Annotated in this window: 23 protein-coding genes; all 23 read right to left on the minus strand. The window is 54.9% G+C overall.

What is annotated here, in order from left to right:
* Position 1 precedes the first annotated feature (1 nt).
* The 23 genes from BN1936_RS10070 to BN1936_RS10180 all read right to left on the minus strand — a co-directional run bounded on the left by BN1936_RS10070 (position 2) and on the right by BN1936_RS10180 (position 20,374).
* Complete coding sequence (locus BN1936_RS10070) at positions 2-3,613, minus strand: host specificity protein J (protein ID WP_082164572.1); 3,612 nt, start codon at positions 3,611-3,613, stop codon at positions 2-4.
* A complete protein-coding gene (locus BN1936_RS10075) occupies positions 3,610-4,287 on the minus strand; it encodes a tail assembly protein (protein WP_049687313.1) in 678 nt (225 codons plus the stop codon). Before BN1936_RS10075 ends, BN1936_RS10070 begins: the two co-directional genes overlap by 4 nt.
* Entirely contained in the window at positions 4,280-5,032 is a 753-nt protein-coding gene (locus BN1936_RS10080; RefSeq protein WP_049687314.1) for a C40 family peptidase, read from the minus strand. The genes BN1936_RS10075 and BN1936_RS10080 overlap by 8 nt, the downstream gene beginning before the upstream one ends.
* A 2-nt stretch (positions 5,033-5,034) precedes the next feature.
* Positions 5,035-5,784, minus strand: a complete 750-nt coding sequence (locus BN1936_RS10085) for a phage minor tail protein L (protein WP_049687315.1) — start codon at positions 5,782-5,784, stop codon at positions 5,035-5,037.
* A complete protein-coding gene (locus BN1936_RS10090; RefSeq protein WP_049687316.1) occupies positions 5,785-6,123 on the minus strand; it encodes a phage tail protein in 339 nt (112 codons plus the stop codon).
* Entirely contained in the window at positions 6,124-8,979 is a 2,856-nt protein-coding gene (locus BN1936_RS10095; protein WP_049687317.1) for a phage tail tape measure protein, read from the minus strand.
* Complete coding sequence (locus tag BN1936_RS10100; RefSeq protein ID WP_053101865.1) at positions 8,979-9,281, minus strand: DUF1799 domain-containing protein; 303 nt, start codon at positions 9,279-9,281, stop codon at positions 8,979-8,981. The genes BN1936_RS10095 and BN1936_RS10100 overlap by 1 nt, the downstream gene beginning before the upstream one ends.
* A gap of 8 nt (positions 9,282-9,289) precedes the next feature.
* Complete coding sequence (locus BN1936_RS10105) at positions 9,290-9,613, minus strand: phage tail assembly chaperone (RefSeq protein WP_049687318.1); 324 nt, start codon at positions 9,611-9,613, stop codon at positions 9,290-9,292.
* Between the two features lie 19 nt (positions 9,614-9,632).
* Entirely contained in the window at positions 9,633-10,286 is a 654-nt protein-coding gene (locus BN1936_RS10110; protein ID WP_049687319.1) for a phage tail protein, read from the minus strand.
* A gap of 43 nt (positions 10,287-10,329) precedes the next feature.
* Positions 10,330-10,677, minus strand: a complete 348-nt coding sequence (gene gp17, locus BN1936_RS10115; RefSeq protein WP_049687320.1) for a tail completion protein gp17 — start codon at positions 10,675-10,677, stop codon at positions 10,330-10,332.
* Complete coding sequence (locus BN1936_RS10120) at positions 10,674-11,183, minus strand: HK97 gp10 family phage protein (protein WP_082164574.1); 510 nt, start codon at positions 11,181-11,183, stop codon at positions 10,674-10,676. The genes gp17 and BN1936_RS10120 overlap by 4 nt, the downstream gene beginning before the upstream one ends.
* Positions 11,176-11,523 (minus strand): phage head closure protein, encoded by a 348-nt coding sequence (locus BN1936_RS10125; protein ID WP_049687321.1) that lies wholly within the window; start codon positions 11,521-11,523, stop codon positions 11,176-11,178. Before BN1936_RS10125 ends, BN1936_RS10120 begins: the two co-directional genes overlap by 8 nt.
* Before the next feature lies 1 nt (position 11,524).
* A complete protein-coding gene (locus BN1936_RS10130) occupies positions 11,525-11,842 on the minus strand; it encodes a head-tail connector protein (RefSeq protein WP_049687322.1) in 318 nt (105 codons plus the stop codon).
* Between the two features lie 63 nt (positions 11,843-11,905).
* A complete protein-coding gene (locus tag BN1936_RS10135; protein ID WP_049687323.1) occupies positions 11,906-13,036 on the minus strand; it encodes a phage major capsid protein in 1,131 nt (376 codons plus the stop codon).
* A gap of 12 nt (positions 13,037-13,048) precedes the next feature.
* Positions 13,049-13,729 carry an HK97 family phage prohead protease gene (locus BN1936_RS10140; RefSeq protein WP_049687324.1) on the minus strand — a complete coding sequence of 227 codons (681 nt, stop codon included), beginning with the start codon at positions 13,727-13,729 and terminating at the stop codon, positions 13,049-13,051.
* Positions 13,726-14,886, minus strand: coding sequence for a phage portal protein (locus BN1936_RS10145; protein ID WP_049687325.1), 1,161 nt, complete (start codon positions 14,884-14,886; stop codon positions 13,726-13,728). The genes BN1936_RS10140 and BN1936_RS10145 overlap by 4 nt, the downstream gene beginning before the upstream one ends.
* A gap of 68 nt (positions 14,887-14,954) precedes the next feature.
* Positions 14,955-16,649 carry a terminase large subunit gene (locus BN1936_RS10150; RefSeq protein WP_049687326.1) on the minus strand — a complete coding sequence of 565 codons (1,695 nt, stop codon included), beginning with the start codon at positions 16,647-16,649 and terminating at the stop codon, positions 14,955-14,957.
* Entirely contained in the window at positions 16,636-17,136 is a 501-nt protein-coding gene (locus BN1936_RS10155; protein ID WP_049687327.1) for a P27 family phage terminase small subunit, read from the minus strand. Before BN1936_RS10155 ends, BN1936_RS10150 begins: the two co-directional genes overlap by 14 nt.
* Positions 17,137-17,224: 88 nt before the next feature.
* Positions 17,225-17,650, minus strand: coding sequence for an HNH endonuclease (locus tag BN1936_RS11965; protein WP_053101867.1), 426 nt, complete (start codon positions 17,648-17,650; stop codon positions 17,225-17,227).
* 162 nt (positions 17,651-17,812) lie between these two features.
* Positions 17,813-18,217: a hypothetical protein gene (locus BN1936_RS10165; protein ID WP_049687328.1), complete on the minus strand. Its 405-nt coding sequence runs from the start codon at positions 18,215-18,217 to the stop codon at positions 17,813-17,815.
* Positions 18,214-18,657 (minus strand): RusA family crossover junction endodeoxyribonuclease, encoded by a 444-nt coding sequence (locus tag BN1936_RS10170; RefSeq protein ID WP_049687329.1) that lies wholly within the window; start codon positions 18,655-18,657, stop codon positions 18,214-18,216. Before BN1936_RS10170 ends, BN1936_RS10165 begins: the two co-directional genes overlap by 4 nt.
* Positions 18,647-19,282 carry a hypothetical protein gene (locus BN1936_RS10175; protein ID WP_022442847.1) on the minus strand — a complete coding sequence of 212 codons (636 nt, stop codon included), beginning with the start codon at positions 19,280-19,282 and terminating at the stop codon, positions 18,647-18,649. Before BN1936_RS10175 ends, BN1936_RS10170 begins: the two co-directional genes overlap by 11 nt.
* Before the next feature lie 183 nt (positions 19,283-19,465).
* Positions 19,466-20,374: a DnaB-like helicase C-terminal domain-containing protein gene (locus tag BN1936_RS10180; RefSeq protein WP_157274793.1), complete on the minus strand. Its 909-nt coding sequence runs from the start codon at positions 20,372-20,374 to the stop codon at positions 19,466-19,468.
* Positions 20,375-20,401: the final 27 nt, after the last annotated feature.

Raw genomic sequence — 20,401 nt, forward strand, 5'->3', positions numbered from 1 at the left:
TTCATCTCTTCATCTCTATTACGGCGATGGATTCGGTCTGCACTCTCGACAGGTTGTAGGGAGAAACAGATACGGAATACGTATATGTTCCCGCTGAGCCCGGGGAGTCGAAATAGGCAAACGTCAATGTGTGATCCACTCCGGTTCCGCCAGTCCACCCACCGGTGCAGTAGGTCGTGAGATACGTTCCATTCCGATAAAGCTCCGCCGATCCCCCGGCAAAGTAGGCTGAAGATGACTCATCACTGGATGTGATTCCCATCAGATAGCAGGAGAAAATGATGATCATCCTGCTGCCTGAAACGGCCGTATAAGAGATGCTTTCCCCGCTCGCCCCGGCAGTTCCCGTGACAGCTCCATCCAGAATCTTGTAGAAGTCCACGGCGTTTGAACCTATTTTCAGGTTCGTAACCGAAGCGTCCTGAATCTTCGCGTTCGTAATTGCGGCGTCACCGATTTTTACCGAAGTAATCGCCCCGTCCTGAATTTTGGCATTTGATATCGAAGCATCTGCGATTTTCGCATTCGATATCGAAGCGTCTTGGATAAGGGCGGAATCCATATAGACCTGCCCGCCGGAAACAGTGAACGGAGAGGTCACGGTTCCGCCGCTTGCCGTGCTGTTCAGGATGGCGAAAGTGTCGGCGTTCACGAGGAACTGCGACTGCACGCTTCCGGACGAGTTATCCACACCGACAGCAAAGCCTGCGGCGTAGTACTTGCCGCCGGCCGTGATGCCGGTCTTGACCGTATAGGCAGAGGACAGCGTTCCGTCAGCCTTGGCGATCGCGGTGGCGTTTGTTTCAATGTCCGCCGAGTTCTGGCTGATCTTGGCTGAAAGCTTTGTATCTAGTTCAGCCAGGGCTTCTTCATTGCTCGAGCTTGTTTTTTGGAGCTGAGTTATCGAAGCCCGGCTGCTCCATTCGTTAAGGACATCAGCCAGATCGCCTTCGGCATCCGGAGCGCGGGATATCTGGGATTCAATGCTGCTGACGATTGATTGCGCATTGTCTGCCGCGTTCTTAGCCTCGGTGGCTGTGCTTGAAGCTGTTCCAATTTCTGACATCAGATCGCCTCCCAACTGCGTGGAAGTGATTTTGTTTGTCAGATAGCCGAGAATGCCTGCGGCGTCAGTGGAGCTTGTTCCTTCCACCCCGTCCGTGGCTGATGCCGGGTAATAATCTCCCGCCAGTCCATTTTTATCAACAAGCCGAGCCCAGAAATAGAACGTCTGCCCTGATTTCAGACCCGTAAGCGTGTATTTCGCCTGCGGATACGACAGCATGGTGAGCGGTGTTGCCGCAGTGCGGTCGTTCGTTGCGCTGTACCAGATCTCCGTGTAAGAGAGGATATTCAGTCCGCTCGGGAATCCCCAGTTAAGCGTGATCCCGAAAATCTCGGGCGAAGCCGCAAGGCTCGCCGGAGAGGCGGGGGCCGCTAGCAGTCCGTCAATGGCGACCGCACCCGAAGCTTTCCAAGGGGATTTAATCCCAATGGTGTTGGTAGCCCGGATTCTGAACTGGTAGGTCCCGCTGTAGGCGTTCGTGATGTCGTACGAGCAGGAAGCCACCTGCGGAACTGTTATCCAGTCAGAGTTATCCCTCTTCCATTCAAGGATGTAATACCCGACACCACTAGCAACTTCGGGCTTCGACCACGAGAGGGTTACTGTTGTGGACGAAATGCCCTGATTGACAGTTTCATTCGATGTAATCGCAAGGTTGGAAGGGGCGGGAACAGAGCTTTCCGGGATGGATGTAATCAGCACATCCGAGAGTGGCGAACCGTAATCGACAGCTGCGTATTTCGACTGTTCATTTTGAATAGCCGCAATATCGAATGTGCAACCATCGCCTTCGGTCACGCTTACAACCCTGAAGGTCTGCGTCTGAAGATCGGAATTAACCACCGCCCAAACAGATTCCGCTTCGGGAGCCGTGGAAAATGCTGTTTTTACGGTTATCGTTGTTCCATCAACCGCAGAAACAATGCTCGATTCAGTCGTTCCCGAGGGGAGCGTGCAAATGAGCGTATCGCCCACGCTGATGCCGTCATTCTTATCCACCACCACCTGCGTGGTGGAATTGACAGCGTGCAGCCGCCCTCCAATGCGCTTGCCTGCAATCGCAGGATCAGCGATCCTGATGATCTGCCCCGGGGTCGCAATAGCCCCGTTCAATCCAACGCTGAAGGTGACGCTGCGCGTCTCACGCTGAGATGTAAGCAGCGTCCACAGGCCTAATCTGTGCGCCTGAGAACGGGAAGAGCAGGCAAAAGCGGTGATCGAGGTCGCTACAATTCCGTAGCGTGCAATCCCGTCAGCGTCCTCGACCGCTTCGACCTTGGTGTTGTACATGTCATCAGGGTCGTTATAACTAACGTAGCAGACGGTATAACGGGTCGAGCGTGCGCTGCCCTGATACTGGAATTTGCCGTCAATGACGTTCGCTGCGGTGTAGGTGTACGAAGGATCCCTGGGCATATCTGCCACAGGAATGGCACTTCCATTGCCCCAGTAGACGATCCCGCGGAATGCGGTAGCGAGGTCACTCAAAACCGCTGTGGCGTCCGCCGCCGATTGAAGGTAGCAGTTGCAGGTGAAGCGAGGCTCCGTGTTGCTTCCTACGCCGGTAGGAACGCTTTCGTCACAGTACTGCCCAATCTCGTACAACGACCACTTGTCAATGTAGCCTGCGTCCAGAACATCCCCCAGTCCATAGCGGTCGTTCGTCAGGATGTCGTAAAACACCCAAGCTGGGTTGTTGCTGTAGGCAGTTTTAAACGTTCCATCCCACGTCCCGGTATAAGTGCGTTTATCGGCGTCATAGTTTGAAGGAACGCGGATGATGCGGCCTTTCAAGTGGTAGGCGCGCGTAGGGATGGACGAAAACTGGCTGGCGTCTATCTTGATCGCGGCGAGCGCGCTCATGGGATAACGCAGTTTTGCGTCAACGATCTCGGTATAGGCCTGAACGAGGGTCGTGTCGCTGATGTAGTTTGTGCTGCTGTCCGCGGTCGAGCGGCGCACTCTGATCGTCCAGGGAGCCCCGCCGGAAGGCAGATCAATCCGGTGCGAACGGGCGTAGGCCGAGGTCGTTTTACCATCAAACGCCGAAGAAACGACCGTGGAATACGTCCCTCCATTGGAGGACAGCTCAATCGTGTAATCTACACGATATCCATTGATGTTCCCGTTCTTCTGGTTGACCTTCTGGAGTCCGGAGACCGCCAGAGTAATACGGGCAGCGTCAAGTTCCGTGTTCGTGAACGTGTGAGTCCACGGAGTGGAGGCCTTGAATTCAACACCAACAGAGGTGGTCGATTCGGACGCGGGGAATCCGGAAACGGGATCCTGATCCTGCGTCCCAGAGCGGAACTGGATGTCATAGCCCGAGAAATTCGCCGTCCCATCAGAAGACAGAACCGGAGTCTCATCAAAATAGACGGATTTCAGGCCATCCACAGGCCCGACAATCTCACCCTCAGATAGCAGATCGACAATGCGGGCGTACGAAGTGGAGTGCAGCGAGTCGCGATCTTCTTCCCCACCGGAAGATCCGCTTCCGCCCTTCTTCGCGCCTTGAATCACTCGCCAACCACCTTTGACTTTCATGCCTGATCCTCTGCGTAAATCCCTGCGGAAATAACTGCACTTCCTACCGTCATTTCGCCGTACAAGAGTGGCACTGGGCCACCCTGAGCTTGTGTATTAACAGCCCCGCTGAAGTTGTAGGACGCTCCGTTTTCGCTGCTTGAACCGCTTCCACTAACCTTCGCAACAGGGGATAAGAATTGAACCAATCCACCCATAGCAAGCGCAGCCCCCATTTGCGCCGCAACAGCGTATCCACCAGAAACTCCTAAAAAGCTTCCGGCTCCTGCCGCACCGCCTGCCGCAGCGCCGCCTCCTGCCGCACCACCTGCGGCACCTGCTGCGCCCGCAGCCGCCCCACCAGTCCACACAGCAGCGATGACAATGACGATGCCTACGAATATTTGCAGTAATCCACCACGTTTTGCACCCATGAGTACCGGGGCTATGCGGATGTCGTCATTTCCCACGGGGTAGCGGAACTGCTTTGTGTCTTTTAAGTTTTCCTTGCCTACCCAGATCCCATACCCAATGCCGCGATCCTTCGAGGTCATCAGTTCCTGCTCGAACCCCGGGCAGACAACACGCAGGGCCCGAATGGCTTCTTGAACAGATGAAACGGCGAGCCTGTGAACTCGTCCAAATTTCCGTCCAAGACTTCCATAGAGCCTGATTGTGCGAAGCTTTTCACTCATTTCTATACCTGATGATTAAGCGCGTGTGTTCCGCCCAGTAGCCGCCGTAAATCACTCTCTCGCTCAAATGCCCGTACATATGGTGAAGCATGCAGTTGTGAACCGGGTAGAGCGTTGGATCTTCCTTGAGCCCATGCTCGCCCAGAAAGATGCCGGCATGGTTGACTACCGGGGCCCGAATCTGCATGAGAATGAGATCACCGTAGTCGAGGTGTTCGTCATCCCGGAGGGCGGAAAATCCCGCGTCACGGAAATTCTCCATGTACAAGTCCTGCCCTTTATTCCACCATTCGTCCTTGCGCAGGAAGTCCGGCAGTTCAATGCCTAATTCCCTCTGGTAGAAATCCTTGACAAGGCCGTAGCAGTCAAGCGTTCCGTGGTAGAACATCCGTCCAACGAGCGGAGCCTTGTAGCCCGAGGGCTTCGTCATAGTGATCGTTCCCGCGCCCTCTTTTGACACGAAGCAGATCAGCCACGGAAGCCCTGAGGATTCAATTCCCACAAGATCGGCTTCGGAGGGCTCAGGATTGACATCCGGATGGCTGTGAACCACTGCAATGATCTTCCCTTTGTCTTCCGCCGCCGCATAGTCCTTGGGGTCGAGGACAAAATGATCAAGGTCGCCCAGATTGCGGCACGGAAAGTACTTTTCCTTACGCCCCACAGCAACCACAAGCCCGCAGCACTCGTTAGGGTAGGCCTGCTCAGCGTGCAGCCTGATCGCCGCTTCCGTGGAAGTCTTCATGGTTAATAGGTCTTCGTGTTGGCGGCCGGGAAGCCGCCGAAGTTGATGACAGCCGCGTCTTCGGAAACACCCTGCTGAGCGGCAAAACGCTTCTTGCAGTCACTCAAGCGGCCTGGGCAAACGTCCTTAGCGGCGTCCGTCACGGAGTTTCCATCAGCGTCAAAGTACGCAGATCCGGTGTATCCGCAATATGTCCCGCGGTATCCACCCTTCAACTTCCAGCAGCACAGGTTGGCGATAATCTGCCTCGAAGGAAGCTGCCTGTTAGCGAAGTCAAGGGCTGTGGAAAGGGTGAACTCGATTTCCGTTTTGGTCTCATTCGCCTTCTGCTCGACAATCCAGACCTCGTCAGGAAGATGCTCGTCTGGATCGGCGGAGGAATTGCCTTCGGTGAAGTTTTTAGCGTCAAGGTATTTGGCGAGCGTCCTGTGGCGGACGAGCTTCACGCCCACCAGGTCGTCATAAATCACGCAAAGGGCCGAAATAATGCCCGGAATCTTATTTCCATTAGCGTCCTCGCCCACGTTGCTGATCGTGAGTGATGGCTGAGGTTGTTGGCTCTCACTTGTGCGCTCGAATCCTGTGACTTGCATTGCCCAAGGCGTATATTCCTCTCCCTGCCACCAAATCGAGCCTGATTCTGTATAAGCGTGGAAACGCAGCCTTTCCCCGCCAACATCATCCAACCTCAGTTCATACAGATCGATTAATTTGCCTGGGGAAAGCTTCTGAATGTCCGCATTAATCGTCATTTACGCTCCAAAGAACTGCGTGAATTCAACGCTCAGATTCCAAATCCGACCACCCTTAGGAGTCAATGTGTAGTCGGCGACAGTCCAAATGAGATTGGAATCAGAAAATGGAGGCTTCCAATAGAATGGATCGAATCCTTCCCGGGCATCGAGGAAGTCCTTCACTTCCTTGATTTCCTCTTCATTGCCCGAGAATTGGAGGCTCCACGTTTGAGGCAGGTTGTTCAGCCCATCTCCTACCACCTGTCTGTACCCATCTCCATACTGAGCAGAGAGAGTGCGAGGCTTCACGCTGCCCGTGGAGGATTCCAACGTGGGCTTGAAAGTAAAAGTCTCCATTTAAACCCTCCCTGCTCTCCACTTCCACAGGATTCCACCTGGGCGCATCTGATTCATCATTTCGCTCTGCACGGCAGTTCCGACAAGACGGCCTAAGGCATTGCCCATCGAAGCGTCCTGCCCTTTAGAAGTGGAAGTCTTTGGACTGCCGCTTCCATCCGAAGAGACGTTAACTACAACGTTTACCGTGCCCGCACCTGCGCTCTGAGCCACCACCCCTAGTCTTCCATTAGAGGTGCGCGAGAGAGGCATGATGGCTTCTGGGCCTGCCTCGCCCATAAGGCCTACGCCCTTAGCGAATGGGAAGAACGTAGGCTTGTTCACAACTTGATTAGCGTAAGCGTGAAGCCCCGCAGAGTGAAAGACATTTCCGTTTGCACTAGCGAAGAGCGAGCTGATTCCCGAAGCGATCGACCCAAACAGCCCGGATCCCTGCACCTGCTTGAACAGCCCGGACATCGCCGCACGGATCTGAATCCGCACGATGTCTTTGATCACGCTCGTGGCGAAATCGCTGAACCCGCCTTTGCCTGTAACACAGAAATCAACCAAGGAATCTTCCATACTAGAAAACGCATTGCTGAAAGCTTCTTTGGTCTGGTCGGCTACTTTGCGATTGGATTCGATGTAATCGTCAAGGGCGGCATTTGCGCCATTCACCCAATTTTCTTCGCCTTCCCGCAGCGTCTTCCAATGGTTGTCCCATGCCTCAACGGCCTTTTTCTGATAACCCTGAAGAGCTGCGAGCCGCTGATCATAAGCTTCCTGATCGTCTTTATTCCACGCCCCCAGAGCCGTTTGCTGGTCGCGATCGCTCTGAAGCTTCCTGCGCTCAGAACTGACCTTGTCGTCAATCCCGTTTAGCCCAGAGGCGTAGGAAAGCGCACTCGCTCCCATCCACGCGGATGCTTCTTCCCTCGAATACTGAGTTCTGGTCGTGTTGAGCGCGTCTTTCAGCGTGTTCTGATACGAGAGCAGGGCGGCCTGACGCTTCCTGATAGCGGCTGTTTCATCAGCATCGATTTTCGAGAGCTTCGCAGCTGCGGACGAGCGCACTTCCTGCATCTTCGAAGTGTTGCTCGCGATCTGCTTTTGCAGATTGATCCTGTCCCGCCCGTTCGCCTTTTCCTTTGACAGGACGGCGTTCTGCTTCTCAAGAGCCTTGATCTGCGCTTCGGTATCCTGATTGACAAGATCACGCTTCTGGCTGAAATAATCAGCCGCAGTCATCGAGCCGCTTCTATAAGCGGCATCAAGAGCGGTTGTCTGCGCCTGTATCGAGCTTCTTTCAACCCGCAGCGCATCCTGAATTTCGGACACATCGGCGCGAGTTATGTAGGGCGTTAAAGAAACACTCTTGCGAGACGATGCCTTTCGACCGCCTTTAGAGATGCTCGCCTGGTAGCGGGAGTTCTCTTTTGCTATGCGGCTCTTGTAGTCGGACTCGGAAATAAGACCATTAGCAGCCTTATACTGGGCGTTGATCGAAGCAAGATTCTTAAGATGCTCCCGGTCTTTCTTCTCTCTATCCGACAAATATTTGCCAGAGTCGGCGATAAACGCCTTAGCCGCATCATCAGCAGCCTTCTGCTTCTGTTTTTCGGCGGTTACTTCGCGCTCAGAGCCAATCTGCTTCTGAAGCTTAGAGATCTGGTCTTCCAACCATTTTTTGGCTTCAGTCTGAGCGGGGCCTAAATCAGCCAAACGCTCCTGATATTTTTTGAGAAGATCTTCGGTGGTTGAAGCCTGGGTGATGCTCGACATCGCCCGCCAAGCTTTGGACGCTTCTTCTCCAACCCACGCCCAGGCTCTCCCCAGAGCGTTCAGGTTTGCCTTGACTTCCTCAGCCCGCTCCTTCATCGCCTGAGCGTAAGATTTTTGAGCGAGAGCCGCAGCCTCTTCCTGTCGTCCCTGATCTTCTAACGCTTTGATGCGCTCGAAGGTGGAAGCGTTCAGATAGTGATACTGAGCATCGAGAGCTTGAGAAGCCTTTACGGGATCGTCAGCAAGCTTATTGAACTGAGCGATTGTGTTTTCGATGGACTGCCCCGTCACATCCTTCATGTTGACGGCAGCGGAAGCGACCAACTCAAAAGCATCGCCCGCTATCTTCGAGTTTCCGGCTAACTGAACGACAGCATCCTGAGCCGAAGAGAAACTACCGGTTGCGTTGCCTATGGAATTAACCATAGAGTTCAGCTGACTAACGGTCACTCCGGCGGCATTGCCCGTCATCGTGATAGCTGAATTCAGCTGTTCATCCCGATTTATTCCGGCATAAGCGGCGTAAGCGACCGCTCCGAGAGCGGCTGCGGCAACTGTTGCGGGGCTGACAATTCCGACAAGCGTAGACCCGAGAGCCTTAGCCGCAGGAACAACGCCGCCAAACATGTCTTTTAACTGCCCGCCCTGCTGCATCAGTACAGTGAGCGGGCGCTGCCCGGACTGGAGGCCTACGATAATATCAGTGATCTGCGCCGGGACACCGCGCATGGCGGCGGCTATTTCCTTCTGCGTCTTCCCGTATTGAGAAAACGTTGTCGTAGCCGCCTTAGCCGCAGAATTCGCGCTAATAATCTGCTGCTTGAGGTATTCCTGAACCTTGCCCGTAGTGCGGGTTTCGATCCTGTACCCAAGCATGGCATCCTTCGAAAGACCGAAAGCTTCTGCCTGCTTGACAAGGCTGTCAACGCGCTTGCGCTCAGCAGATGTCAGCTTGTTGTACTCGTCCCGGACTTCTTTAGACGCTCCCTGCAGACCCTTCATGGAGCGTTTGGCGGCGGCAACGCCTGCCTGAAATTCCGCTACGTTGACCTTTATGTCTACTCTGGCTGTTCCTACGGTTTCTTCTGCCATCACTTGCTCCGTTCGTAGATTTGGTTCAACGCCTCAGATTCAATAATTCGGATCGAGTTCATAACCCTGTCGTATTCCTCTTTCTTCAGATTCATGCGGTCTAACTCGTGGAATATAACAAGATAATTTAATCCGACAGCTCCACCAGAACCCATGATCCATTGCGTGGAGTTGTCGGCAAAAACACGAAAGGGAAGAGCGTTCTCTTCCCATAATTCGAAAGGCCTCCCGTCATCGAAAAACGCTGCGGAAAGTCCTAAATCTTTTGCGGCGATGCCTGAATCAGAATAGAACTCACGCACCGCCTCGATCAGTTTCCCTTGAGATGGGTAACGAAGGCTTTCTGATAACCCTGAAGAAGCGCAATCCCAAATCCCGGATACTCATCGCAGAGCTTTTCAACGCTTTCATTGTCGAGCGGACATTCAATATCCCATGAATCAACCACAGCAAGAACTGCGTCCGCCTCCGCTCCAACAGGGTCTTTGCGATTATCGAAAACTGTTGCAAAGAGCGACTCGAAGGCCTTTCTCCCCATGTGCCTGAAAGTAACCTTGCACTTGAGATCAGCCCCCTGGGCGGTGAATGTCAGGTTTGCGTCAAACTTGGGATTGGCGGTTATTTTGAAAGCCATTGTCACACATCCTTATTAATTAGGAAGCAGAGTAGAAGGTGTACGGAGCGGCGAGAGCGAAAGAAAGCACAACCGTTTCGTTCGTGTTGATCGCAATCGTCGGATCGCCATCGAAACTCACATAACCCGGATAAAGCGCAACATCGCCCTGCGGAGAAACAACGCGGAGAATGCGAAGATCGCCCGCAGCGTTTGCGCTCAGCAGCGTTCTGTACCAGTCCAGTTTCGGATCGAAGTGCATCGTCAGGTCGATGGATTTCGCGCTGCGGTATGTCGGACGCTGACGCTGCATGCCCGTGCGATCCTCAAGGAACTGCCACTGCTCGAAGTTGGCATCGCCGCCGCTCTTGCTCACTTCGGTGATCTGATTGATCTGAACCCACGTTTTAACAGCAACAAGAGATCCAGTACCTTCGCCTGCAGGGTAAACGGTGGTGTCGGAAGTGTCGATATTCTCAAGCGTGGCGGCGTTTGTCGCAAAAGCGGAAACGCGGGCGGCACGCTGATTAATTCCGCTCCAATCGCTCGAGAGCAGGACGATATCGCCCATCAAGACCGTGGAAGCAACGGTGGCGACAGCGGAAGAGGCGTTCGTGATGGCGGAAATCGCCATCGAATCGCCAAAAGCCGAAGAAATGGAAACTACAGTTCCGTTAGCAAAATTCGAAGCCATGCGGCTCTCCTCTACGAAAAAAGCCGCTTAACGCGGCGAGAAACTAAAACCAAAATCCAAAATCCTGGCGAGTTCCGTAAATTCTCACGACCGAATCGTAAACAGCCGTCAACCCGCCGTATATCTCGCAATTAATGCCCGCACCCACAAGCATTTCTTCTACCTTGTGGGCGATAGTGTTCGCTTCATTCCTCGTATCAGCCCACACGCTGATCTGAATGCGTGAATGCCGTTTGTCAGGAAGCGTGTTGTCCACATACTGAACAGCGTTTCCTCCCACTTGTTGATAAACGATGAAAGGAAGATCAAAAACCTCCGGCGAAGTGTCGGGATAAACACGCTTATTCACAAGAGGCGAAAGGAGCGAATAAATTTCCTGCTCAATCGTCATTTCTTAACCTCATTCAACAGTTCCGGCAGCCTTTCCCGTCCACGCTCAATCATGGCCTTCACAGCCCTTGCGGCTGACGCTTCATAAGCCGGGCGAAGAAACGGATAAGCGGGAACATACTTAATCTTTTTCTTTGTCTTTCCGTGGCTAACAAGCCAATGTCCAAATTCAACCAGATGCCCGTGCGGGGCTTTTGTTGAGTTCCACGAGACGGAATACTGGATGTGGTTGGAATCAGAATCCTCATCCTTATAGGCGATATAAATCGCATCCCGCAGCGCACCAGACTTGGCAGCTGATTTCTTGTTTATCCCCTGCCAATTCCCGTTTCTTCCAACGCCTGGAACGTAGACTGGGGCGCGTATTTTTGCCTCTTTGCTGATAATCTTTCCGCCAGCCACAGCCATTGAGCGAGCCAAGTGAACCTTCATGTCGGGATCAGAACAGGCATCCAACAGCTTATTGACATCCGAAAAATCAGCCGTCATGTCGAAGCGATCAGCCATTGTTCATTCCCACGGCAACAACAAGGTCGGTGTATTCATGTCCCGCCATGTCCTGTATTACAGAGCGGATGTCGTAGATCGTTCCCTCGCAGACGGCCCGCATCTTCGCTGTCACGTCCGAGCGATAGCGGATGCGAATCGAGTACTGGCTGCGAGAAATGTCGCCGGACTCTGACTGATACTCGGAAGTGATCGTGCCCATGCCGGTCGGCGCCTTAATCCATGCCCAGACCGTGCAAAGATCCAACCACTCTTTCTTAGGCTGACCCCAGTCGTCTGCCTCGGAAGAGAGGTACTGGATCGTTACCCTGCGGTTGAAGTTTCCGATGGCCAAGGGCATCTCAGGCGCTCCAGTCGATGTACTTGTCGAGCCCGGCATTGGTAAGAAGCCTATCGGAGACATCGTCCGCGGTGGCATCCCTCTTCTCATATTTCAGGGCCATCACGGAAAGCGCGGCTATTTTCAGGCTCACCGGGACATCGTCAATCGTCTTGCAGACGGCGTTTTCATCGGCCGTTCCGATAACGGGACGCTTCAAATAGGTTTCAACGAGCTCGGTAGCGTCAGCGATAAGCGCCGTGATGAGTGAGTCCTCTTCAGAGGTCTCGACTCGAAGCCAAAGCTTTGTCTCCGACAGCGTAAGAATGGGTTCACTCATAACGAAACTCCATATAGAAAAGAGGGAGAGCCTCGCAGCCCTCCCTCCAGACTCAGCCGCTAATTAAGAAGCGGAAAGAACAAGCGCACCGCCAACGAAGGCGGCGGTGTTCTCGATAGCGAACGCCAGACGCTTCTCGGCGCGGATCGTGATCAGGTTGGAAGTCACGTTGTCGGCGTCCTGCTCGAACATCGCAACCTCGGTGGACATGCGGTCGTAAATGGTCGCGCCCTGGGCGGCATCGGCGGCGATGAACTGGCCCGAGGTGATCTGCGAGGACAGGATCGGGCGAAGACCCCAGAGGTTCTGCGTGTTCTCGGCGGTCGGATTGGCGAGCATATACCGGCCCTGCTTGTCCTTCTCGCCGATCAGAGCGTCGTAGTCGAGCGGGTTGAGGAAGACAACGGACGGTGTGAAGTTGGCCATGCGGAGAAGCGTGGCGGCGCGGCGCACCACATCAAGCTCGCTCGCGTTGGCGAAGTTGGCCGTGGTAAGGCCGTGGGCGGTGAAATTGCCGGTCGTGAAAATGCCGGACAGATTCTGGCCCGTGCCATCACCGGCGATCAGCTGCTTCTCAACGGCGACGTTCAGGCCGTAGGCGAGACGGTTGTTGATGTACGCGGTCACGGCGGCGGCATCGTCAGCGAGCTGGCGGGAAACGCGGACGTAGTGAGCGATCGTGCGGACCGGGGCCGTGGCGACGGAGAACGTGAAAGCGGACTCGGGCTTAGCCGCGCCTTCGGCGACTGCCGCGGCGGCGTTAGTCTCGGAGGACACCTTCAGATACTCAATGGCGTTGGAAGCGGTCGGAACGTGGGAGAACGCGCGCTCGACATCAAACGTCTGCTCGGGCGAGCCGGCAACGCCGGGGACGCGGTAGGCCGGAACGCCGTTGCCCGGGGTCGTGATGGCGGCGAGCGAAGCAGAAACGCTGCGGGTGCGGCCGGAAACAAAGTCGGCGTACAGCTTGCTGTCGGTCAAAACCGAGCCAAGAGTGGCGGCCTTCTTCTGGACCTGAGCGGGCGCTTTAGCGAGCTTCTGCTCGACTTCGAGCATGGACTTCGCCAGCTCGACCTGCTTGTCGGACAGAGCCTTGAGCTGCTCGTCACGGGCTTTGTCAGAGGCCTTGCGGTCTTCGGCGACAGCGGCCAGCTTAGCCTCGAGTTTCTCGGCGATTTCATTAAATTCGGTCATATAAGTTTCCTTTTAAAGATTGGAAATAGCGTCATTAAGACGCTTAAATGCAGCGGCATTTCTCTGATCCCGGGCGTCTCGCTCGATCTCAGCCGTCAACGCTGTCTTGACGGAAGCCACCAGACGCTTGGCCTGACGGCGGGACAGTCCCGCCGCATCCCGCAGGAAACCGTCAAAATCTCTAACAGACTGAATGCGGTCAATAGCCTCATCAATCTCATCGGCGGAAAGAACCTCGGCCACTCTCGCTTCAGGATCGGACGGGAAGGTCACGAGGCTGATCTCGGGGAGCTCGGCAACTCTATGAAGCGAGTACTTTCCATCGGTCTCTTTCATGTCCTCGGGGTCGTAGACGATACCGATGCTCATCCCGGTGATCAGCCCGTCAAGGAGAGCCCCGTGGATGTCCGAAGACTGACTGACTCTCTTGCTCAGCTCGCCCTCGACCTTCAGGCCCTTGTCGTCCTCGGCAAGGCTCAGCCACCGGCCAACAGGCACGCCCAGACGATCGTGGTTAAAGAACATGGAGGGAATGGCCCCGGACTGGATCACATCGCTGAAAGCGCCGGGGGCGATGGAGAAGCCGCGGTCGTTTCCGCTTCCGAAAACGGAGGCATAGCCCTTAAAAATCCACCTGTCTTCAGCGGTGGATGCCTGAAGATCAGCCGACAAGTTGATAAACTGCTTTTTCATGACTTGATAACCCTCCCGGAGTCGGGCGAACCGTTGTTTGCGACTTTCCCCAGGGAAGAAAGCGGAGCAAGCGCCGTCTGCGCCGTAAGCTCATCGGCCCCATCTTGCGGATCCATGTTCTCAAGGGAGCGCACTTCGTTGCGGCTCATGATTCCGTTCTGGACTGCGGTCGAATAAACGGCGAAGCGATCGGCCATCGAAGCCCGCAAAAGATTCGTCATGGAAAACTCAACTGCGTAGCGCCTTCTCTGCTGCTGAGTAAGAACCCGCTTTGAAATGGCCTGCTCGATGGAAACGACCATCGGGCGAACGACATACTTTTCGAATCCCTGAGTGATCTGGTCGATGCCATTACCCCAGGAGGCCGTAGTCCCTCCGCCGATGAGCTGCGGCGGCACGCCAAACCAGCGGCAAATCTCTTCCGTAGTGAACTGCCTTGTCTGGAGGATCTGGGACTCCTGCGGGCTCATGGCGACCTGCTTGAAGTCCATGTCGCCCTCGATGAACATGAACCGCTTGTCCCCATACTTGAACTCCCCGAGCGCGGCCATCAGGGCGGCCCGATCCTCTTTCGTGAGCTTGTGCTTGACCGCGACAATGCCGGACGGCTTGCTGGCCGTGTTGGCGAGTATTCCGCTGAACTTCTGAATGTCGAGCGACTCGTTGATCGAGTCCGTCATGAACTCGAGCTTGCTGAACCCGTGAAATCCGGTCCCGATTCCCTTAAGGTGGAGAACGGCCTCGGCCGGATAAACTATCTGCTTTCCGTCCTTGCTGTAAACGTAGATCTGAACGCCGTCTTCCGTGATCTGATCGGACATCTGATCGGCCGAAAGAGGATAAAGCGCAACGGCCTCTTTGGTCAGTTCATCCCGGTCGATAACGGCGTACGCGTTGCCGCGAAGCATCAGCTGGACGATCATCGCCCGCCAGAAATCGACGGGTGTCATATCAGCGTTCGGCGAGTCGTGCAGTAGGTTCCAAAGCCTCGTGTCGTTCGCCGCTGTCTTCTTTCCCCGGCTCTGGCGGTACACCATCAGCGGGAAAGCCGAAATGGTCGACGCCATCATGTCTACGCACGCATAGACGGTAGCGAGCTGCAGCGCCCTGTCGGGGGAAACCACGCCTGTAGACGGCGACACGACCGGAACGCCCATCTGCTCTCCCGAGTGGTCGCTTAACGCCCCGCCCCAGAAGCGCAGATTCCTAACAAATCTCCGAATGTTCATATAACCGCCATCTCAGCGAAATTAGAAAAATCCTCTGACTGTTCTTCGCTCTCGACATATCTGCTGAGAGCGATGATTAGCGCGACCGCGCCGTCTATCTTGTTTTCCGGCCTTTCTTTCCTCGGGTAAATGTTGTCTTTGGCGTCAAGGTGAGCCACAACGTTGCAAAGCATCCAGTCGAGGCACGGGTTGGCGTCGTGGTGAATGCGCCCCTCAAGCACGAGGGATTCAAGCAGCTTCATGGGCTCCGAGAGGTTCTGAACCGTCTGCCGCACCTCGACCATCGGGGCGCCGCCGTCCGACAATTCGTTTGCGAGCTGAGTCGCCTGCCACGGGTCGTAAGACACGGCTGAAACCGCAAACCTAGAACAGTCTTCCCTTATGGAGTCTTCAACCGCTCCAAAGGAAGTGGTGAATCCCGGCGTGGCGGTGAGGAACCCCAGTTCGCTCCACCCCGCGTACTGCGAATTGGCGGAGCTCTTGATCGCCTCTTCCGGCAGGAAGTAATCCCCGAAAACGAAATAATGGGGGACAGAGTCAACGTACCGCCTGAAGACCTTGACCTTGGCGCATATATCCTTGCGAGTGGCCAGATCAAGCCCCACCACACATTCGTCATCCTCGAAGTCCGAGGGGTCGAGCGAGGAGCCGCCCAGGGCTCTCCACTTCTCCATATCCATCCAGGCGGTGTCGGCGCTCACCCAGACGTTCAGGTGCTTCGTTTTGAAGTTGTTAGACGCCGAGAGAACGGCGACAGCCTTCTTCTGCAGCGACTTCAGAACCTCCGGCCTGACGCTTATTCCCCAGTTGGGATTGGCCTTGATAAGGGCCGCCTCGCTCTTCCAGTCGTCGTCCTTGTCTATCGAGTAAATGATTCCGAACTGGGAGGGATCATTCGCCGAGCGGTCGAGAATTTTCGTCACCACCGAACGGACTTCGTAGCAGATTCCGGAAGTGTCGCTGCCCGCCGTGGTGATCACCCACATCAGGCTGTTTCTTCTTTTTCCGAGGGACGTCTCGACCACGTCGTAGACGTCGCGCCGCTTGTGGGCGTGCAGCTCGTCGACCACGGCCAGATGCGTGTTCAAGCCGTCAAGGGTCGAACCCTCAGCCGATTTCGCCTGAAAGGTGGAATTTGTCTTCGGGACATAGAGGGCGTGGGCCAAAACCTCAAGCCCGAAATGCGAACGCAGATCCCGGTTGTCCTGCGCCATGCGCTTGGCGTCGCCGAAAACAATTCCGGCCTGGTCTCTAGTCGTGGCGAAAGAATAAACCTCGGCGCCCGGCTCTCCGTCCGCCAGGAGGCAGTAAAGAGCGACGCCCGAACTCAGCAGACTCTTTCCGTTTCCTCTGGGGACCTCGATATAGACCCGCCTAAACCTTCGGCCGCCGTCCGATGTCCTTCTCCAACCGAAAACCGTGGTCAAAATCCAGCACTGCCACGGCTCAAGGCGTATGCGCTGACCGGCGAGTTCGCCCTTCGTATGCTGCAGGTACTCGATAAACCTGCAGATCCGGGCGGCCATGCGCTCATCAAAGTAGTAGGGGCTGTTTTCCCCCGAATACAGCTCCAAATCGTCATTTTGGCGGGAAATGGCCTTTTTCACCCATTCACAGGCCGCAATTTCACCGGAAATCACCTTTTTTCCGTAGTTTTCGGCTATTTTGAGGTAATTTCTATTCGAAGGCATTAAAAACGTTCGGCTTTTCCGGCTCCTCCCGCGCGGGCGCACGCATACGCGCGAGGGGCGTAAAGCCCAACTCCTTTTCCAGTTTCAGCATCGCCGAGTCGATCTGCATCATGATCGTGAACTCCGGGGAAACTTTCCTGTTTCCCTTATCGTCGATCTCTATCAGATGGTCTTCCCGGGAGTCTTCGACCTTGCGGGCCACCTTTCTATAAAGGGCGTAGTACCGGCACCACCGCTCAAGCGTCTTCAAATCGCTTTTCTGAAGCCCCAGAGGAGCTATTTCGCTCAGCGCGTCCGTCCAGGCCTTCTTCGCGTCCGCCGTGAGCCCCGAGGGGGGATTGATGGCGACGACATCGCCCTGCTTTTTGCTATCGTCGACAACGGTCAGCGAATTTGTCGCGTCATAAACCCTGTCCGAAACGCTTCTGGCGCTCGAATGGACGCCTTTCGCGCGTTTCTCGGCATCAGATAGTCTTCGTGCGGGCATAAAAGTGCAGGTATTGATGTTCGTGCGCAAAAATTCGACTGGTCTGCCCGGTCTTCAAACCCGATCAGACCCTTGGCGGAAAAGACCCCTACCCGTGCCGCTTGCGGATACTGTTTCCAAACCCGCCGTCCTCGCTGGCAGTCTTACGGCTGTGGCATTCGTGGCAAAGCGACTGGAGGTTGTCGACGCTCCAAAACAGGGCCTGGTCTCCTTTGTGCGGCCGGATGTGGTCTACGTCCGTGGCGGGCGTTATCTTGTGCTGCTTCAGGCATTCCTCGCACAGCGGATGCGCCGCGATGTACCAGTCACGAAGCTTCTTCCACCGATAGCCGTAGCCTCTGGCGCTCGAGTTACCCTTGTACCGAAGTCGACGCCGCTCGGATATGGCTTTGCGTCCAGCACGGATTTTCTCGTCCCTTGCCGCACCTTTCTCTTTGTGCTGCTCACAGTACTTGTCCGCCAGAGGTATGGCTTCCTGACAGCCTGGGTAAGCGCAAATATGGAGAAGAGGCATAAGAGAATCCAAGCAAACTCAAGGGAAAACCAGCCCGGCATAAAAAATAACCCGGTGATCTTGGAATCATCGGGCTTACGTTTCTCACGGGTGCAAAAAGGATGGCCATCGGCCACCCCTAAATATGAAACTGGCGTCTTTCGCTTACTGATATTTCATAGTTTACGCCTTATCCTCTTTGAAATCAACAGTTGTTTTATCTCTGGAGTAAAAATCGAGGATGTTCTTGAGCATCACGCTCGCGCGTCGAGTCTCCTCACAAAAACTATGCCTGTTTAATCCCAAAGCCCTTCCCAGCCTTTTTACGCGGATTCCCGGTCTAAGGTAAAGCACGCACATCATGAGGCGGTATTTTTCTGGATAAAGCGGCGAACAGAGAGCTTTTTCTACCAGTGCAGCGTCGGCAGGGTCTATCGGTTCATAGCTTTTTGAATCATCCTGATAAAAATCCTCCGGTACTCCTAAGAGAGCAATCAGTTTCGCCAGCATAGGGACATGGACCTTAGGCCTGTCTCTGTAGTATCTGGCCCAGTTAGTGAGCCGGAAATCGAGTTCCTGATCGATCACGCTTCTCTCCTGTCTGTCGGTTCTGCCTCCACCCATACCCGGATACCCTCATAGGCGTCGCTGTACTGCTTCCTGACGGTAAGGATCGACACCTTGCTGTCATCCTCCCAAGCCAGCCGATTAAGACTGTCCAGAATGATTTTGGCGACATTATCGGCGTCTGGTTTCCCGGGAGAAATCTCTTGCCGGAGCGCCGCGGCTTTCTTTGCCTTGGTCCATGAGACGGGTACCTTACAGCAGACAAGGATATCGACCGCAAAAGAGAGCGCATCTTTCCCTGTGTACTGCGTCCCGGCAATCGCCTTTCTCGCCATTGACTGGACGAAAGCGCGGTACCGTCGGTCTTCATCCGGGATATAGGTGTGACCGTTCCTCATGAACCGAGGCCGGGCGGCTCCTCTCGCTTTACCCGGCACCTGGAAGCCAAACTCAAAACTCACTTTTCTCCTCCTGCTTTTCCTTGAATTCCCTCCGGACCTCGCCCACATAGCAGGTGGAGATCCCAAATCGGTCTGCCACTACCGGGATTGGCAGCTTCATCGATGCTCGAGCGATATGCTCCCGAATCACTGCCGGGAAGCGCTTTCTGCTACCGTCAGGCAACGCCCTGAGCTGCTTGATGTACTTTCGGACATCGCTGTCAGTCTTCACCCATGAAGCATCCGGCACCAGGCGATGATCGTGGACAGAAGGACGGACTATCCCCTTTCGCTTATACGCGTCCGCGATGACGCCTATGGTGACCTTTAGCCGGGCTTCAAGGTACATAGCCGGTGCAGTCCGGCAGAGGATATCCAGAGACTTCCAGACATCTTCAGGGATGACGTCAGGGAAGATCCTCGCGCCCTTGGCGTGGGAGATGATTTCTCGTCTTGCCTCGACATAAGCCGATACCTTTTGGAAGTGCTCCTCGCACTTTTGCAGGTCTTCCAGCGGGGACATCCGCTCATCAGTCAGGACTCTGACGGCCCTATCTTTGGCTGCCTTTTCCTTGGCGTCGGCTATCTCGGCGACTCTGGCGACTGGCTGCGTGAGCGTGTGATTAATAAAACTGGCTGAGATCATGTTTACCGCCTCATCTTTTCTTCATTTCCTGATTTCGCGTTTAAACGGCCTACAAGCGTTCTCCTGAGCTTCCTCGGTTCCCCATTTATCGTTTTTCCTCGGGAAGACGCTCTGAGAGGCTCCTAGGTGCCTTTACGGGCATTTTGTGAATAACAGGGCCCCTGAGCTGGATAAAAAGCATGGTTAAATCCACCCCGGGCCTTCGGGACTCAGTGCTTCTGCCTGATGGCTCTTTGAAAGATCGATCCCCGAGAGTGACTGCGGCATCAGTTCCATCAGCCGACGTTCAGGGGAAAGGCAGAACTGCCCGGATTTCTTCTCGTACCAAAGCCTCTGCCAGACCACTTCACCGGTCTTACGCTGCTTATCAAGCTTGATAAGCGTGTCGGCTTCCTTGTCCCACCCGGCGTTCTTTGTCTGAAGGCGTGTGGCCTCGTTCTCCTTATCCCGGTTTCGGGTAACCACAGCGACGTTATCGGCCAGATTCGAGATGTCGCTTGAGCCTGAGATCTCGTATCGCCCAGGCGGTGACTTCAAGCCTTGAGAAGAGGAAGAGGGTTTCCGAAGATGAGCGACCACATGAATGTGGGTCTGGCAGTCAACCGCGATTCGCTTCAGCTGCTCCACGATATGGCGCTGAGTCTGGTACAGCTGGTCGGAGTTGTTCCCACCTGTCAGCATCATGAGGTTGTCCACAAAGACGTGAGAGCACTTCCTGCGTTCTGCTGCGAAAGCGACAGCGTCCAAAGCGTAAGCCGGGTCAATCGCTCCACGATTCCGGTAGATCCAGAATTTCCTCTCGCACCAGTCGAAGAACTTGGAGACTTTGTCAGATTCGTTCGAGTACAGGCCACGTCCGTAAGCCATGCGGATCATCTGCATGATCGTTTCTTTCGGATCCATTTCGAAAGAGAGCATACAAATCGAGTCTCCACGCATCATCATCGAAAGCGCGATCTGGCTCATCATGGCGGACTTGCCGTCACCATTCCCGCCTGCCCAGATCGTCAGCTCTCCCTTCCGGAATCGGAATTTCGGGATGATGGGACAAGGCTCTCCGACATCAAGTTCCGGATGTTCAACTTGCTCCATGATGTCGGACTGAAGACTTGCCGCCAG

It is taken from the genome of Dakarella massiliensis (genome assembly GCF_001182045.1).
In the GTDB taxonomy this organism is placed as follows: Bacteria; Pseudomonadota; Gammaproteobacteria; order Burkholderiales; family Burkholderiaceae_F; genus Mesosutterella; species Mesosutterella massiliensis.

Bases quoted from the DNA above. Each gene is read 5' to 3' on its own strand.
- BN1936_RS10070 (WP_082164572.1), bottom strand. From the start codon at position 3,613: ATGAAAGTCAAAGGTGGTTGGCGAGTGATTCAAGGCGCGAAGAAGGGC.
- BN1936_RS10075 (WP_049687313.1), bottom strand. From the start codon at position 4,287: ATGAGTGAAAAGCTTCGCACAATCAGGCTCTATGGAAGTCTTGGACGG.
- BN1936_RS10080 (WP_049687314.1), bottom strand. From the start codon at position 5,032: ATGAAGACTTCCACGGAAGCGGCGATCAGGCTGCACGCTGAGCAGGCC.
- BN1936_RS10085 (WP_049687315.1), bottom strand. From the start codon at position 5,784: ATGACGATTAATGCGGACATTCAGAAGCTTTCCCCAGGCAAATTAATC.
- BN1936_RS10090 (WP_049687316.1), bottom strand. From the start codon at position 6,123: ATGGAGACTTTTACTTTCAAGCCCACGTTGGAATCCTCCACGGGCAGC.
- BN1936_RS10095 (WP_049687317.1), bottom strand. From the start codon at position 8,979: ATGGCAGAAGAAACCGTAGGAACAGCCAGAGTAGACATAAAGGTCAAC.
- BN1936_RS10105 (WP_049687318.1), bottom strand. From the start codon at position 9,613: ATGGCTTTCAAAATAACCGCCAATCCCAAGTTTGACGCAAACCTGACA.
- BN1936_RS10110 (WP_049687319.1), bottom strand. From the start codon at position 10,286: ATGGCTTCGAATTTTGCTAACGGAACTGTAGTTTCCATTTCTTCGGCT.
- gp17 (WP_049687320.1), bottom strand. From the start codon at position 10,677: ATGACGATTGAGCAGGAAATTTATTCGCTCCTTTCGCCTCTTGTGAAT.
- BN1936_RS10120 (WP_082164574.1), bottom strand. From the start codon at position 11,183: ATGGCTGATCGCTTCGACATGACGGCTGATTTTTCGGATGTCAATAAG.
- BN1936_RS10125 (WP_049687321.1), bottom strand. From the start codon at position 11,523: ATGCCCTTGGCCATCGGAAACTTCAACCGCAGGGTAACGATCCAGTAC.
- BN1936_RS10130 (WP_049687322.1), bottom strand. From the start codon at position 11,842: ATGAGTGAACCCATTCTTACGCTGTCGGAGACAAAGCTTTGGCTTCGA.
- BN1936_RS10135 (WP_049687323.1), bottom strand. From the start codon at position 13,036: ATGACCGAATTTAATGAAATCGCCGAGAAACTCGAGGCTAAGCTGGCC.
- BN1936_RS10140 (WP_049687324.1), bottom strand. From the start codon at position 13,729: ATGAAAAAGCAGTTTATCAACTTGTCGGCTGATCTTCAGGCATCCACC.
- BN1936_RS10145 (WP_049687325.1), bottom strand. From the start codon at position 14,886: ATGGGCGTTCCGGTCGTGTCGCCGTCTACAGGCGTGGTTTCCCCCGAC.
- BN1936_RS10150 (WP_049687326.1), bottom strand. From the start codon at position 16,649: ATGCCTTCGAATAGAAATTACCTCAAAATAGCCGAAAACTACGGAAAA.
- BN1936_RS10155 (WP_049687327.1), bottom strand. From the start codon at position 17,136: ATGCCCGCACGAAGACTATCTGATGCCGAGAAACGCGCGAAAGGCGTC.
- BN1936_RS11965 (WP_053101867.1), bottom strand. From the start codon at position 17,650: ATGCCTCTTCTCCATATTTGCGCTTACCCAGGCTGTCAGGAAGCCATA.
- BN1936_RS10175 (WP_022442847.1), bottom strand. From the start codon at position 19,282: ATGATCTCAGCCAGTTTTATTAATCACACGCTCACGCAGCCAGTCGCC.
- BN1936_RS10180 (WP_157274793.1), bottom strand. From the start codon at position 20,374: ATGGAGCAAGTTGAACATCCGGAACTTGATGTCGGAGAGCCTTGTCCC.